Source organism: Chitinophagales bacterium, from assembly GCA_040877935.1.
Taxonomy (GTDB): Bacteria; Bacteroidota; Bacteroidia; order Chitinophagales; family CAIOSU01; genus JBBDNB01.
Window position 1 is genome coordinate 67306 of the sequence record JBBDNB010000039.1, and the last position, 16176, is coordinate 83481.

At 40.5% G+C, this 16176-nt stretch carries 16 protein-coding genes; all 16 read left to right on the forward strand.

Features of this window, described 5'->3' with window-relative positions:
- Window positions 1-29 precede the first annotated feature (29 nt).
- The 16 genes from WD048_09350 (at window position 30) to WD048_09425 (ending at window position 16117) form a co-directional block, all read left to right on the forward strand.
- On the forward strand, window positions 30-3083 hold the full coding sequence (locus WD048_09350; protein ID MEX0812412.1) for a TAT-variant-translocated molybdopterin oxidoreductase: 3054 nt from the start codon (window positions 30-32) through the stop codon (window positions 3081-3083).
- Window positions 3084-3109: 26 nt separating this feature from the next.
- Complete coding sequence (nrfD, locus tag WD048_09355) at window positions 3110-4552, forward strand: NrfD/PsrC family molybdoenzyme membrane anchor subunit (GenBank protein MEX0812413.1); 1443 nt, start codon at window positions 3110-3112, stop codon at window positions 4550-4552.
- 10 nt (window positions 4553-4562) lie between these two features.
- On the forward strand, window positions 4563-5099 hold the full coding sequence (locus tag WD048_09360) for a DUF3341 domain-containing protein (protein MEX0812414.1): 537 nt from the start codon (window positions 4563-4565) through the stop codon (window positions 5097-5099).
- Window positions 5089-5787, forward strand: a complete 699-nt coding sequence (locus WD048_09365) for a cytochrome c (GenBank protein ID MEX0812415.1) — start codon at window positions 5089-5091, stop codon at window positions 5785-5787. Before WD048_09360 ends, WD048_09365 begins: the two co-directional genes overlap by 11 nt.
- A gap of 23 nt (window positions 5788-5810) precedes the next feature.
- Window positions 5811-7235 carry a hypothetical protein gene (locus WD048_09370; GenBank protein ID MEX0812416.1) on the forward strand — a complete coding sequence of 475 codons (1425 nt, stop codon included), beginning with the start codon at window positions 5811-5813 and terminating at the stop codon, window positions 7233-7235.
- An 18-nt stretch (window positions 7236-7253) separates the two neighbouring features.
- Window positions 7254-8285 carry a cytochrome c oxidase subunit II gene (locus WD048_09375; GenBank protein ID MEX0812417.1) on the forward strand — a complete coding sequence of 344 codons (1032 nt, stop codon included), beginning with the start codon at window positions 7254-7256 and terminating at the stop codon, window positions 8283-8285.
- 14 nt (window positions 8286-8299) lie between these two features.
- Window positions 8300-10123 (forward strand): cbb3-type cytochrome c oxidase subunit I, encoded by a 1824-nt coding sequence (locus WD048_09380; GenBank protein ID MEX0812418.1) that lies wholly within the window; start codon window positions 8300-8302, stop codon window positions 10121-10123.
- Window positions 10124-10145: 22 nt separating this feature from the next.
- Entirely contained in the window at window positions 10146-11048 is a 903-nt protein-coding gene (gene cyoE, locus WD048_09385; protein MEX0812419.1) for a heme o synthase, read from the forward strand.
- Entirely contained in the window at window positions 11048-11668 is a 621-nt protein-coding gene (locus tag WD048_09390) for a cytochrome c oxidase subunit 3 (protein MEX0812420.1), read from the forward strand. Before cyoE ends, WD048_09390 begins: the two co-directional genes overlap by 1 nt.
- Window positions 11669-11678: 10 nt before the next feature.
- Window positions 11679-12446 carry a cytochrome c oxidase subunit 3 gene (locus WD048_09395; GenBank protein ID MEX0812421.1) on the forward strand — a complete coding sequence of 256 codons (768 nt, stop codon included), beginning with the start codon at window positions 11679-11681 and terminating at the stop codon, window positions 12444-12446.
- A 35-nt stretch (window positions 12447-12481) separates the two neighbouring features.
- Entirely contained in the window at window positions 12482-12817 is a 336-nt protein-coding gene (locus WD048_09400; protein ID MEX0812422.1) for a cytochrome C oxidase subunit IV family protein, read from the forward strand.
- A 9-nt stretch (window positions 12818-12826) separates the two neighbouring features.
- A complete protein-coding gene (locus tag WD048_09405; protein MEX0812423.1) occupies window positions 12827-13513 on the forward strand; it encodes an SCO family protein in 687 nt (228 codons plus the stop codon).
- Window positions 13497-14024: a DUF420 domain-containing protein gene (locus WD048_09410; protein ID MEX0812424.1), complete on the forward strand. Its 528-nt coding sequence runs from the start codon at window positions 13497-13499 to the stop codon at window positions 14022-14024. The genes WD048_09405 and WD048_09410 overlap by 17 nt, the downstream gene beginning before the upstream one ends.
- 10 nt (window positions 14025-14034) lie before the next feature.
- Window positions 14035-14268: a hypothetical protein gene (locus tag WD048_09415; GenBank protein ID MEX0812425.1), complete on the forward strand. Its 234-nt coding sequence runs from the start codon at window positions 14035-14037 to the stop codon at window positions 14266-14268.
- Window positions 14269-14652: 384 nt separating this feature from the next.
- Window positions 14653-15621, forward strand: coding sequence for a helix-hairpin-helix domain-containing protein (locus tag WD048_09420; protein MEX0812426.1), 969 nt, complete (start codon window positions 14653-14655; stop codon window positions 15619-15621).
- Window positions 15590-16117 (forward strand): adenine phosphoribosyltransferase, encoded by a 528-nt coding sequence (locus WD048_09425; protein ID MEX0812427.1) that lies wholly within the window; start codon window positions 15590-15592, stop codon window positions 16115-16117. Before WD048_09420 ends, WD048_09425 begins: the two co-directional genes overlap by 32 nt.
- Window positions 16118-16176: the final 59 nt, after the last annotated feature.

Sequence of the window (16176 nt, forward strand, 5' to 3'; positions counted from 1 at the left end):
TAGAAAAACCTGAACAATCAATTGTATAAATGGCTCAAAAAAAATACTGGAAAGGATTAGACGAGAAAAATCTCACTCCTGAATTTATCAAAGAAGCCTCGAAAGAATTTAAAGAAGAAATTCCCGGTGGAAGCGATATGGATATTTCCAAAGCGTCTTCCAATCGTAGAGATTTTTTGAAAGTACTCGGATTTAGTGTCACGGCTGCCACTGTTGCTGCCAGCTGTGAAATCCCGGTGAAAAAATCTATTCCGTACATTACCAAACCGGATCATGTAACTCCCGGGATCCCCGATTTTTACGCTTCATCTTTTAATGTAGGTGGGGAATACGCCAGCATACTGGTAAAAACCAGGGAAGGCCGTCCGATCAAAATTGAAGGCAATAAGCACTCAGAGGTTACACACGGTGGCACAAGTGCTGCGGCACAAGCTTCAGTACTCAGTCTTTATGACGGATTCAGATTGAAAGGTCCCGTTAAAAACGGAGAAGCTTATTCCTGGGAAAAAGCAGATGCTGAAATAGTTGAAAAACTGGAAAAAATAGCTGCCGGATCAGGGAAAATTGTGCTTTTATCCAATACCGTACTCAGCCCTTCTACTAAAAAAATCATTGAAAAATTTCAGGCGAAATATCCCGGAACTGAATTTGTCTCTTATGACAGTTTTTCCATTTCCGGCCTATTGGATGCCAATGAAGCTGTATTTGGTAAGAGACTGATTCCCGATTATCATTTCGACAAAGCCGATTTGATAGTAGGCTTTGGCGCTGACTTTTTGGGCACATGGATTTCCCCGCTGGAATATGCTTATGATTATGCGCAAAGCAGAAAAGTGGACAAAGACAACCCTACGATGTCAAGACATATACAGGTAGAGTCTCACCTTTCACTTACAGGCAGCAATTGCGATAAAAGAATTTCCGTAAAACCTTCACAAGAAGGACTTGCACTGCTGAATGTATATAATTTTGTAGCCTCTAAGCTCGGTGCTGAGAAAATTTCAGGCCTTACAGCTTTAGACGGTAAAATACAGGCAGAACTGGAAAAAACTGCAAATGAACTGGTAAAAGCCAAAGGAAAATCACTTGTGGTTTCCGGTTCTAATGACCCCAATGTACAAACAGTAGCCAATGCACTGAATCATATTTTGGGCAATTATGGCAAAAGTCTTGATTTTGACAACCACAACCTGTTGAAGCAAGGCAATGATAAAGCAGTTCAGCAATTGAGTCGCGATATGAACAGCGGTAAGATTGACGCCCTAATTGTTTTGGGTGGTGCCAATCCGGTGTTTGAATTGCCTGAGGCTTTCAAAAAAGGATACAATAAAGTAGGTTTGAAAGTGAGCTTAAACGATTCTGTTGATGAAACCGGACTTGAATGTGATTACGTATTGCCCGACCATCATTATTTGGAATCGTGGAACGATGCGCAACCTAAAGCATTTAACTACAGCTTGGGGCAACCTACCATTGCGCCAATTTACAATACGCGACAAGCACAGGATACGCTTTTGAAATGGGCAGGGGAAAACCAATCCTATTACGATTTCATTCGCCAGTACTGGAAAGACAATTTGTTTAAAGGGCAGACCCAATACCTGAGCTTTAACTCTATGTGGGATCGCTCTTTGCACAATGGTATTTTTGATGCACCGGTGCAAAAGAACAGTGCGGGAATAAACATGCCAGCTTCAATTTCTGTTTCAGGTGCTGCTTCAAAAGTAGTGAGCGCATCTAAAAAAGCGGGAAGTGGATTTGAAATTAAATTGTATCAAAAAACAGGCGTTCCTTCAGCGGTTTTTGCGTCTAATCCTTACTTGCAGGAATTGCCCGACCCGGTATCGAAAATTACCTGGGACAATTACGCTTGTATTTCACCAAAATTTGCCAAAGACCAGGGACTCGATAGCGAGGATATGATCAAGATCAGCGCAAATGGAAAAGATATAGAACTCCCGGTTTTTGTTCAGCCCGGAACAGCTTATGGAACAATAGCGATTGCTGTTGCATATGGTCGTGAAGTAGCTGGAAAAGCCGGCAAGGGCATAGGAAAAAATGCTTATCCCTTTGAGCAGGAGCTCAACGGCAATTTTAGCCATTTTGCTACAGGTGCTGCAATAGCTCCTTTGGGTAAAACTTATCCATTGGCAATGACACAGACCTTTCACAGTATTTTTGACGGCCTCAATGAGCGCCCGATTGTAAAAGAAACAACGCTGGGAGAATATGCTAAAAATCCAATGGCCGGAAATGAAGACCGTAAAGTGGTATTGAAGCATTTGCAAACACTATACGGATACCATGATTATCCCGGACATCGCTGGGGAATGGCAATTGACCTGAATGCATGTTTTGGATGTGGAGCCTGTGTGGTTGCTTGCAATACAGAAAATAATGTGCCGGTAGTTGGTAAAGAAGAAGTAAAAAACAGGCGTGAAATGCACTGGTTGCGTATTGACCGCTACTACTCCGGTGATGAAGAAAATCCATCTGTTGTTTTTCAGCCGATGATGTGTCAGCATTGTGACAATGCGCCTTGTGAAAATGTGTGTCCGGTATCTGCCACAAACCATAGCTCTGAAGGACTGAATCAAATGGCATACAACCGTTGTATCGGTACAAGATATTGCGCCAATAACTGTCCTTATAAAGTAAGACGATTCAATTGGTTCGACTATATGAGTGCAGATTCTTTCGGTTGGAAAGGAACCTTTGCAGACAACGATCACGATCCGTTTGGAATGACAGAAGATCTGACCAGAATGGTTCTAAACCCGGATGTAACAGTTCGTTCAAGAGGAGTGATGGAAAAATGTTCATTCTGTGTACAACGCATTCAATCAGGAAAATTAGAAGCCAAAAAAGAAGGAAGACAGTTGAGAGATGAGGATATTTCTACTGCATGTCAGGCAGCTTGCCATGTTGGCGCGATTACTTTTGGCGATGTAAACAATGAAGAAAGTGAAGTAACGCAAATGACCAATAACGAAAGGGCATTTAAAGTGATTGAAGAAATCCATACCCTTCCGTCTGTCGCTTATTTGACAAAGGTCAGGAATAAAGATAAATCCGAAGCTTAATAAAGTTAAAGAAAAGTAAAAGATAGATGTCAGCTTACGAATCACCTATAAGAGAGCCCCTGATTAAAGGGGACAAAAACTACAAACAAATCACCACGGATGTAGTGCGATCTACCGAAGGTATGCCACCGGTGAGTTGGCTTATAGCCATCAGTATTTCAGGCACATTCGCTGCACTGTTTGGTATATGTGTGATCTATACCGTCTGGAAAGGCATTGGTGTTTGGGGATTAAATAAAACAGTAGGCTGGGCCTGGGACATTACCAACTTTGTTTGGTGGGTAGGTATTGGTCACGCTGGAACATTGATTTCGGCTGTATTGTTGTTGTTTCGTCAGAAGTGGAGAACAGGCATCAACCGATCTGCTGAAGCCATGACTATTTTTGCTGTAATCTGTGCTGCTCAGTTTCCCGGAATTCACATGGGGCGTCCCTGGTTGGCATTCTTTATTTTCCCATACCCCAATACACGCGGACCGCTTTGGGTAAACTTTAACTCCCCATTACTTTGGGACGTTTTTGCGATTTCAACTTATTTGACCGTATCACTATTATTTTGGTATTCTGGCTTATTGCCCGATTTTGCGACAATTAGAGACCGCTCTAAATCAAAGATCAGAAAAGCCATATACAACGGACTTTCTTTTGGTTGGACAGGATCTGCTAAACACTGGCAAAGATTTGAATCATTGTCATTGGTACTGGCTGGCATAGCCACACCACTTGTGCTTTCTGTACACACTATTGTAAGCTTTGACTTTGCCACCTCTGTTATTCCGGGCTGGCATACCACTATTTTTCCGCCCTATTTTGTTGCCGGAGCCATTTTCTCGGGTTTTGCAATGGTAGAAACATTGATGGTCATTACCAGGAAAGTGTTGAAACTGGAAGAATACATTACCATTGCCCATATTGAATCGATGAACAAAATTATCCTGCTCACAGGCTCTATAGTTGGTGTGGCCTATATTACTGAGCTTTTTGTGGCCTGGTATTCAGGTTTTATTTACGAGCAATATGCATTCTACAATCGTGCGCTTGGTCCATATTGGTGGGCGTACTGGACCATGATGACTTGTAATGTCATAACACCTCAATTGTATTGGATTAAAAAATTCAGAAGAAGCATTGTTGTGACTTTCGTGCTTTCCATTTTCATCAATATAGGAATGTGGTTCGAGCGCTTTGTGATCATTGTAACTTCACTGCACCGCGATTACCTTCCATCAAGTTGGGCATATTACACGCCTACCTGGGTGGAGATCGGAATTTTCCTTGGAACGCTGGGTATATTCTTTACTTTGTTTTTGCTTTTCGCAAGAGCATTCCCGGTAATTGCAATTGCAGAAGTGAAATCAATTTTTAAAACATCAAGTGAAAATGCCAAGAAAAAAGCCGAAGCAAAATCCAATGAAGGATTAGCTGGTGGTGGATCATTGGCAGGTGGCACTTATAGAGATAAAGAATAAACGACTTATTATGGATAAATATATTGTAGGTCTTTACGATGATGAAGAAATACTGCTGAAAGCGGTAAAAGAGATCAGGAAACAGGGCATTAGAATTACCGAATCTCTTACTCCTTTTCCGGTACATGGATTGGATGAGGCCATGGGGCTGAAAGAGAGCAAGCTGCACACGGTTGGTTTTGTTGCAGGTTTGGCCGGTATGCTTACTGCGCTGTCATTCATGACCTGGGTTTCTGTTTCCAGTTATCCGACCATATTCGGTGGCAAGCCCTATTTTTCATTGCCCTCTTTTATTCCCATCACTTTTGAGCTGACAGTTTTGTTTTCATCTGTGACTATGGTGGTGGCATTTTTTGTAAGATCGGGACTTTCCATGTTTAAGTCGCCAAAAATTTATGATGAGCGCATTACGGATTACCTTTTTGCACTCACTTTTGAAGTAAAAGAAAACACAAGCAAAGAAGAATTAGAAAAAATCAATAAAGCCCTGACCGAAACCGGTGTAGTGGAAATTAAAGAAAAAGACTTTGATGAAGATGAATACTAATATCAAAAAAGTATTTGCACTGCTATTCTGTGCCGGAACATTGGCATCATGCAGCAGCGATCCTGAAAAGCCGGGCAGAACTTTTATGCCGGATATGGCTTATTCACAGGCTTATGAAACCTATAGTGAAAACCCCAATTTCAGCGACAGCACTTCTGCAAGATTGCCGGTAGAAGGTACTATTTCTCGCGGCATGCTTCCTGAAAAATATACTGCAAGTGAGAAAGATGAATCCTATCATGTGTCTTATCTCTATAAAAGATATTACAAAGACAATAATGATGATTATGAACGCGCAGGCCGTGAACTCAGCAATCCTTTTGAACCAAGCGATGATATATTGAAAAGCGCAAAGCTTATTTACAATACAAATTGTAAAGTTTGTCACGGAGAAAAAGGAGCAGGAGATGGAAGCATAGTAGAAAGTGGAGCTTATCCACCAGTGCCGGCTTATGAAGATCGTTTGCCAAAAATTGCAGAAGGACAAATGTTCCACTCTATAGTGTATGGAAAAAACCTGATGGGAAGCTATTCTTCTCAATTATCGGTAGATGAAATCTGGAAAGTGATTTTCTATATACAACAACTGGCTGAAGTAGAGCCTTTTGAAAAAGAAGGATCAGAAGATTCCGAATCAGAAGATAAAGAGGAAGATAAGGAAGAAGAATCAAGTGTAGCATCCAATTGAATAATCTAAAGGATTGAGATAAAATGACTGAAACGTACAATTTTTCATCTGCTGCAAAGAAAACCGCCTACCTTTTAATAGGTCTGGGAACAGTAGGTACTATTTTGGGTGGAATTCTTAGTGGCGATAGCGCTCGTGTCTGGGCCAATTTACTGATCAATTCCTATTATGGAATAGGCATTGGCTTAGCTGCATTGTTCCTGCTTGCTGCACATACCGTTGGGTATGCTGGCTGGCATATAATGGTAAAGCGGATTTTGGAAGCTGTGGGCTCATTTATTCCCATTGCCGGAATTGGCCTGCTGATCGTTTTGATCGGGACTGTTTTTCATTTTCACCATATCTACCACTGGACGGATGCATTTATTAAAAAAGAAAAAGTTACAGTAGCTGAAGTAAAATCTTATCAGGCAGAACTGGCTACACATGGCTCTGAACATGCTGAGGAAGAACATGGGCACGGCCATAAATCGGAAGGTGATGCATTTGGTTTGGGCAAAAAATTTGAAAATGTTCCGCTCACATCTATGGAGAAACAAATGATAGCTGATGGGCATCATGTAGAAGTAGATCTTTCGGGTTTATCTGATGATGCACTGATCGAAAACCCCTATTATGACCCAATTATTGATGGTAAAAAAGCCTTTTTGAATGTGCCTTTTTATTCTTTTAGAATTATACTTTATCTGTTTTTGTGGAGCATGTTTTACTATTTGTTGAGAAGGGTTTCCTTGAAAGAAGATGAAATAGGAGGCATTCAGCCTTATAAAAAATCCAAAATGTATTCCGCCTTGTTTTTGGTAGTATTTGCAGTGACTTCATCTACCGGGGCCTGGGATATTGTAATGTCGATTGATACGCACTGGTACAGCACCTTGTTTGGCTGGTACAATATGTCGAGTTACTTTGTGGCCGGTGTAGCTGTGGTTGCACTCATTGCAATGTATCTGAAAGCAAATGGCTATTTGGAAAAAATGAATGATGAACACTTTCACGACCTGGGAAAATACCTCTTTGGTTTTAGTGTGTTTTGGACTTATTTGTGGTTCTCTCAATTCCTGCTGATATGGTACGGAAATATACCCGAGGCTACAATGTATTATGCTGCGCGATTCGATAGCCTGTATTTCAAAATTATTTTCTTTTTCCTTCCAGTCATAAACTTTGTATTTCCACTGCTTGTTTTGATGACCAAAAATGCAAAAAGGAATAAAGAAAGTTTGGGTTTTGTTGCTGTGGTATTGATACTTGGACACTGGTTGGATTTTTACCTGATGGTAATGCCCGGTGGAGTGGGAGAAACGGCAAGTCTTGGTTTATTAGAATTGTCCATGTTGACTTTGTTTGTCGGCCTGTTCATCTTCACAGTGCTAAATACGCTTACAAAAGCTTCGCTGGTGCCCTCTAATAATCCCTATTTGAAAGAAAGTATTCACTATCATTCATAATAATTAGAAATAAAAATCATGGTAGTTACCTTAAGTGTTATATGTTTATTGCTGATTTTTTTAATAGTATTTCAGCTAAGTAGAGCAAGTGAGCTATTAAATGTCCTGAAAGGAAAGGGTATAAATGGTGAAGATTCCACCAATACCAATGCTATCTTGCTGATGTTGTTCATGATATTCGGGCTAATAGGTGTTGTTTGGTCAACCTGGTATTACTATGACCTGTTTTTGCCTGAATCTGCTTCAGAGCACGGGGTTTGGGTAGATGAAATGTTTAATCTGACTTTGTTTTTCACTGGTATTGTATTTGTCATTACCCAAATATTGACCTTCTATTTTGCCTACAAATACAGGCAGCGTAAGAATAACAAAGTCTACTTTTTTCCGCACAACAATAAATTGGAATTGCTTTGGACAGCAGTGCCAGCAGTAGTACTTGCAGTTTTGGTTACACTTGGTATTGAAAGCTGGACAAAAATCACTTCACCGGCACCAGACAATTCACGAATTATAGAGGTTACCGGTCAGCAGTTTAACTGGATTGTGCGCTATCCAGGTGATGATAATGTTTTGGGAGACAGGTCTTTTGAGAGAATTTCTGCAGAAAACCAATTGGGTATTGACTTTGAAGATGAATTCAGCAGAGATGATGTTTATACTTCGGAAATTCATCTTGTGGTGAATCAGCCTGTGTTGTTCAAACTCGGAGCTAAAGATGTGTTGCACTCTTTCTTTTTACCGCATTTTAGAGTTAAACAGGATTGTGTGCCCGGAATACCAACCCAGTTTTGGTTTACACCTACCATCACTACCAAAGAAATGCGACAGAAATTGGATAATGAAAATTTCAATTATGAGTTGGCATGTGCCGAGCTTTGTGGCCAGGCACACTGGAATATGCGCATGGAAGTAATTGTAGAAACTGAAGAGGAATACAATAAATGGTTTGCTGAGCAAAAACCTATTTACGATTCTGTCAAGCCATCTATGGCTGAACAGGAAGAATCTTCTGAAGAAGAAATTAAAAGTGAAGGACTTACATCCTTATAAAATAATAGATCGAGATGGAAACTTTAAATACAGGAACAGCAGAACAACAGGCAGATGCACATGAAGCACATGAGCATCACCATGAGGAAAACTTTATAACAAAGTACATTTTCACTCAGGATCACAAAATGATCGGCAAGCAGTTTTTGATAACCGGTATGTTCTGGGCTATTATCGGGGGATTGTTCTCTATCTTTTTTAGACTACAACTGGCTTGGCCCGAAGAAACTTTCCCTTTTTTGGAAACCGTTCTTGGCCGATGGGCTGAGGGTGGAAAGCTGAATCCGAGCTTTTACTATGCCCTTGTTACTATGCACGGTACTATTTTGGTGTTTTTTGTGCTAACAGCAGGCCTAAGCGGTACTTTCAGTAACTTCCTTATCCCCCTTCAGGTAGGTGCCAGGGATATGGCCTCGCCAGTGATGAATATGCTTTCTTACTGGTTCTTCTTTCTCTCCGGTGCAGTAATGTTTGCCTCCTTGTTTGTACAAACAGGTCCGGCTTCTGGGGGATGGACTGCCTACCCACCTCTGAGTGCCCTCCCACAGGCAACTCCCGGCTCGGCCATTGGTATGGATTTATGGCTTATTTCAATAGCGCTTTTCATTATTTCTATTGCCCTTGGAGGACTGAATTATGTATCTACCATAATAAATATGAGAACCAAAGGCATGAGTTTTATGCGTATGCCTTTGACTATTTGGGCTTTCTTTTTTACTGCTGTAATTGGTCTTTTGTCATTCCCTGTACTTTTTGCGGCAGCTGTATTGTTGATCTTTGACAGAGCTATTGGAACAAGTTTTTTCCTGTCAGATATTTACATCGCAGGAGAAGCGCTGGCCTATTCCGGTGGTAGTCCGATTTTATTCCAGCACTTGTTCTGGTTCCTTGGTCACCCGGAAGTTTATATTATTATTCTTCCCGCCATGGGAATAGTATCTGAGGTAATGTCGGTACATGCGCGTAAACCTATTTTCGGTTACAAAGCTATGATCGTATCAATTCTCGGCATTACCATTTTATCATTCATCGTATGGGCACACCATATGTTTGTCTCAGGACTCAATCCTTTTGTGGCATCTATATTTGTACTCTTTACACTTCTGATTGCAGTACCATCTGCCATAAAGGTCTTTAACTGGATCACAACGCTTTGGCGGGGCAATATCCGTTTGAACACACCCATGCTGTTTTCCATTGGGTTTGTGTCCTTGTTTATTTCAGGAGGACTCACTGGAATTTTCCTCGGAAACTCTGCCATTGATATTCAATTGCACGATACTTATTTCGTAGTGGCGCACTTCCATATTGTGATGGGACTTGCCGCATTCTTTGGAATGTTTGCCGGAATATACCACTGGTTCCCAAAGATGTTTGGCCGTTTTATGAATAATACGCTGGGAACGCTGCACTTTTGGGTTACACTGGTGAGCAGTTACCTGATCTTTTGGCCTATGCATTACCTGGGAATGACAGGAGTGCCCAGAAGGTATTTTGCATTTTCCAGTTTTGAAACCTTCAATCAGTACGAGGGAATGAATCAGTTCATTACAATTTTTGCTATAGTCGCGTTTGTTGCCCAGATGTTATTCTTGTTCAATTTCTTTTACAGCATGTATAAAGGGCAAAAAGTTAGAGAGCAAAACCCCTGGGGTGCAAGTACCCTGGAGTGGACAACACCAATACATCCGGGGCATGGCAATTGGCCGGGAGAAATTCCGGAAGTGCACAGATGGCCTTATGATTATGGTAAACACGGTATTGATTTGACTTTGCAAACTGAACCGGTTACTGAAGAGGAAAAAAGGCGCGATAAAGAAGCGAATATTTCACATTAAATAGTTTCTGCTAATAATTAAGATGCTTGCATTAAGAACATACCTTACTAGTACTTTTGGATATTTCAGTTCCAAAGTTGCTGACTATGTGCAACTGGTCAAATTTCGCTTGTCTTTTACAGTTGTCTTTTCTTCTGTAATTGCATTTGCGATTGCTTCAGGCGGGCAGTTCTTCTTTGCGGATTTGTGTGTTTTGTTTTTGGGCGGATTTTTGATCACCGGGGCATCCAATGCATTGAACCAAGTTTTTGAGAAAGATTACGATCGTTTGATGGAACGCACAAAAGATCGGCCACTGGCACAGGGCAGAATGTTTGTCCCCGAAGCTACATTGGCAGCCGGTTTAATGGCCGTTGCGGGAATTACAATCCTTTGGCAAAATTTTAATACTACTGCTGCTGTACTTGGGGCAGTTTCTTTAATACTATATGCTTTTGTTTATACACCACTAAAGCGGATTTCACCCATAGCTGTTTTTGTAGGAGCCATTCCCGGGGCAATGCCACCATTAATTGGATGGATTGCAGCTACCGGAGTATTTAGCTTTGATGCTATGATCATTACAAGCATTCAGTTTTTATGGCAATTTCCGCATTTTTGGGCGATTGGCTGGTTGGCACATGATGATTATATCAAAGCAGGATACAAGCTTTTGCCCTCAAGTGGTGGGCGCGATCAATTTACTGCTTTGCAGTGCATGATCTATATCGTAATATTGATTCCGGTGTCTTTAATGTTGGTTAAAACCGGCCTGGTGCACTGGAGTATGGGTTTTGTATTGCTGGCCGCAGCCTTATTTTTTCTTTTTAAGGCATGGCAACTATACCGCGACTGTAGTATGGAAGCTGCAAGAAGCCTGATGTTTGCCTCTATTTTTTATTTACCGGTAGTGCTTTTGGCAATACTAATAGGAACAAGAATATAATGACCGACAGAATCAACTTAGAGGAAATAAACTGGCCTGATAATATTCAGCACAGGGGCGTGCATCCACAAAAGTTTGCCCTTTATGTTGGTATAGCTGTGATGTCAATGTCTATTGCAGGGCTCACAAGTGCCTATATCGTTAGGAAAGGTGCCGGCAACTGGGTTGAATTTGCAATGCCCGATGCATTTGTCATTAGTGCTGCGTTGATATTATTAAGCAGTTTAACACTGCATTTAGCAGTAAAAGCTTTTAGAAAAGAGAATATCACTGCATATCGCGCATTATTGGGACTTACAGTGCTTTTGGCACTTTCCTTTGCCGGTAGTCAGTGGATGGGATGGCAGAAATTGCAGGAAATGGGAATTTATATTGCGGGGAATCCTTCGGGATCTTTCGTGTATGTGATTTCCTTTGTGCATATGGCACACCTTGCGGTGGGGCTTTTGTTTTTGATCGGTACATTGGTGAGAGCTTTTGTTTCCTTTGGGAATCCTGCAAAGGTGTTGATCTACAATACGCATCCTGACAAGCGTTTACGATTAGAACTTTTGGCAATATACTGGCACTTTGTAGACCTATTATGGCTATATTTGCTCGTGTTTTTTTTGATCAGTTAATTAAAAATTTATGTCCACAGAAACTGCTGTAGAAGAGCATAAAACAGAAGAATGGGGCGGAGCGGATGACTCCCCTTTAAAGGCGAGTTACGGGAAATTGATGATGTGGTTTTTGATCGTATCAGATTCCTTTTCATTTGCTGCATTGCTTATTTCCTATGCTGCGCTCAGAATGAGTGAAGAATGGTGGCCACAGCCCGATAAGGTCTTCAATGCTTTCCCTATGTTGGAAGGTGTGAAGGTACCGCTCGGCTTTGTTACATTAATGACATTTATACTGATTTTGAGTAGTGTATTTGTTGTGAGAGCTGTACAGGAAGGACACCGCATGAACAAAAAAGGGGTGATCGGTTGGTTGTTCCTCGGAATACTAGGTGGTGTGGCTTTCTTGAGTTGTCAGGCCTGGGAGTGGTCGCATTTGATCCATCAGGGTCTGAGCTTAACTTCTAATCCTTTCGGTTATTTCATCAATGAAGATGGGGCTAAGGAATTTGTGAGTTTAGCCTTGAATGAGAATCACGAATTGGTAAGCCCTGAAGCCGGAATGGCAGCAGTGCAAGGGCCAACTATGTTTGGTAATTTATTCTTTGTTATCACCGGCTTTCACGGCTTTCACGTATTTACCGGAGTATTGATCAATATCATCATTTGGATACAGACTATAAGAGGTGTATATCAAAGAAGAGGACATTACGAAATGGTCGAAAAAGTTGGCCTTTATTGGCACTTTGTAGATTTGGTTTGGGTATTTGTATTCCTGGCTTTTTACCTTCTGTAATTTCTATTTTTTTAAAAAAGTAAAAAACAACACATATGGCAGCCGGACATTTAGACGATGCAGCATATCAAAGACAAAAAAGCGCAGTTTGGAGATCTACCTGGATAATGGCGGTAGTTACTGTACTGGAAGTAGGTATGGCAATTATCTGGCCTGAAGACTGGTCGAGGGTAGTGCTAAATTTGCTTTTTATAATTATGAGTAGCATGAAGGCTTTCTTTATTATGGGTGAATTTATGCACCTTAAGTATGAAACCCGCGCACTCACGCTTACCATCTTAGTCCCTTTTCTTTTTTTAGTCTGGGCGATTATTGCTTTTATGATGGAAGGCGAGTCCTGGCTTAATTACAAGCTGTTCTGGGGTGAATAAAGTTGTACGATGAAGTTTAATAAATTCGTTGCAATGGCTATTGTGCTGATCATTCCATTGATCTTTTACGCCTATTTTGAGTTTAAAAAACAGAATGAGGGAGTTCGTATCAAAGAACTCCCTTTTTTGTCTTTAGACAGTATCCCTGATTTTCGCCTGATCGATCAAAAAGGTGAAACTTTTGAAAGAAAGGATATTGAAGGTAAAATAGCGGTGGTGGATTTCTTCTTTACGACTTGTCCCGGTATTTGCCCAAAACTAACCGGGCAAATGCAACGCCTGCAAAAATATATTTTTGAACACCCCAATCTCAAAGCAGATTACCAACTGATTTCAATTACTGTAGATCCGGAGACGGATACCGTAGGCAGAATGCAGCATTATGCCAAAGAAGAGAATATCAGCTACGATTATTGGAAATTGCTTACCGGAAACAAGGACAGCATTTATGAACTCGCTACAGGTTTTTTTAAATTGCCTGCCATAGATTTGGGCACTGATACCGTTCCCGAACCTTTTGTACACAGCGAGCGGATGGTGCTTTTAGACAGAAAAGGCTTTATCCGGGGCTATTATGATGGAACGGATTCAAGTACGGTAAACGAATTGATGAAAGACATTGTTTTCCTTGATATCAACTATGAAATAGAAGATGGGAAAGCAAGAAAAAAACAAGCGGATGACGCAAAGCAGTAATTTCATTAAAAATTTGATACTGATCGTTTCAGTGGCTGTTCCCGCATTGGTGGCTTTTTTGTTTTACGGCCCGGCATTAAACCTGGAAACAAGTATTGAGCTTTCCTTTTTTCCAAAATTTCATGCTTCCCTAAATTCTTTGGCTACTCTGGCATTGCTCACGGGTTTTTATTTTATCCGGCAAAAAAATATTGCAGCACACCGGGCTTCAATGTTGTTTGCTTTTTCTATTTCCACGATTTTTTTATTGTCCTATGTTTTTTACCACAGTGTTTCAGAACCCACAACATATGGTGGTGAGGGCTTGTTGAAATACATTTATTATTTTGTTTTGCTCACGCATATTTTCCTTGCGGCCATTGTGCTTCCTTTTATTTTGTTTACCTTTTACCGTGCGCTGAGCAATGATATTGAAAAACACAAAAAAATAGCCCGATGGACTTTTCCTATGTGGCTGTACGTTACAGTTAGCGGAGTTTTGGTTTATTTTTTGATTTCACCGTATTATTAAACCATCACAAATGATTAAGAGAATTATATTTTCAGGTCTTTTGGTTTTGTTTTCTGTTGCAATGGCCAACGCCCAATGCCCAATGTGCAAGGCCGCTGCTGAATCATCGCTTGAAAGCGGCAGCACTATGGCACTGGGGCTGAATGCCGGTATTCTTTACCTGCTGATTATGCCTTATGCCTTTATCAGTATTTTGTTTTTTATTTGGTATTATAACAATAAGGAAAAAGTGGTGAAAGCCTGAGTTTTGGTTTTGATCTTTAAGCCTCCTTGTGTCTTCTTTACAGCGCGCGTCTCGCGCATATGAATGGGTAGTGATAAATTATATTCCCAGTCCTTTTATATTACTGTTCAAAATTGAGTCCGCTCCACAAACTTAATACCATATCGGTCAACGGTTTTCTTAATAGACTGCAACCAGCTTCAACTATATCGATAACTTTAATAAATGAACCGTCAGACCGCTTTTCGACCCAGGATTTACCCTTTGTTATAGTACGCGTCTCGCGCGTATGAATTCAGTTCATTAGCGTAATTTACCCGACACTTATCCTTGAAATTATTAATCCTATAAAATTTTATATACTTTTATAGCGATGGCATCTTTAGAAAATAAAAAACCCTTACTATGCCTTCGCACTGGAAAGACTGGATGGATTTTACACATAGCGAGCGCAATGGGTTTATATTGTTGATTTTATTGCTGCTCATAGGAATTGCCATGCCCTATTTTTTTCCTTACTTTCTCCCAAAAGAAAAAACAGATTTCAGTAAAATTGAAAATGCACTTGCTTTGCTTGAAGCAGAAAGAAAAAAAGATTCCCTGGAAAGTTTGAAGAAAGAACTGCAATTGCAAAAGGAGCAAAAAACAAGAGATTCCCTATTGGCAAATCCATTTCCTTTTAATCCCAATAAAGCAACTTTTGATGATTTTGTGAATTTGGGATTGTCCGAAAAGGTGGCCCACACCATTTTAAATTACCGCGAGAAAGGAGGTCGGTTTTATAAAAAGGAAGACTTCAAAAAGATATACGGCATCAGCGATGCTGATTATCATCGCCTTGAGGCATATGTAGATATCCCTGAGCAAAAGTATAAAGCAGATAAAGACCAAAAAACTGACTGGGAAAAACCGGCTTTCAAAAGTGCTTATTCTCCTGACACTACTTCTTTAATTGTAGAAATCAACACTGCCGATAGCCTGGAACTTATGAAAATAAAAGGCATTGGCCCAGCTTTTTCTTCATTGATCATTAAATACAGAAATTTACTCGGTGGCTACAGAGATAAATCCCAGTTATTGGAAGTCTATGGAATGGACAGTTCGCGCTGGGAATTAATATTGCCACATATCAAAATTGATTCTGCTGAAATTAATCCCATAGCACTCAATACTGCCGAATGGATAGATATGGTCAGGCATCCCTATATTGATAAAAATGTGGCCAATAACATTATCAATCACAGAGAATACAATGGATTTTACAAAGAGGTCTCCGATATCAAAACCTATTATTTGGTAAACAAGCGATTATATCGTAAAATTGCTCCCTACTTAGTTGTCGATGATAGAGCAGAAGCTAAAAAATCTGATTAGAGATATTCCCGATTTTCCCAAAGAAGGAATTGTTTTTAAAGATATTACACCACTTTTATTAGACCCTGTTGTTTGCAGGGAAATTGTAGATGCATTTATTGAACAGTTGGATGAAGAAGTGGATGTAGTTTGTGCTGTTGAAAGCAGAGGCTTTTTCTTTGGCCCTATGCTTGCCGCTCGTTTAGATGTGCCTTTTATCCCTATTCGCAAAAAAGGCAAGTTGCCGGGCACCACCATTAGCTATTCCTATGATCTTGAGTATGGATCGGCAACCATTGAAATGCACAATGGCGTACTGAAGCCCGGACAAAAAGTTTTGCTGCACGATGATTTGATTGCAACCGGAGGAACAGTAATGGCCTCTATAGAGTTGATAAAAAGACAAAGGGCAGAAGTTGTGGCTGCGGCATTTCTAGTTAGTCTGGAATTCCTCGATGGAGTAAAACAAATCAGAAATCAGGTGCCGCATATAATTTCACTGGCACCTTATGCTTAGGGTTTGTTACAAACCCTTAATTGAATTAAAAACTTTATTGCTAATAAAACGGTCTGTTT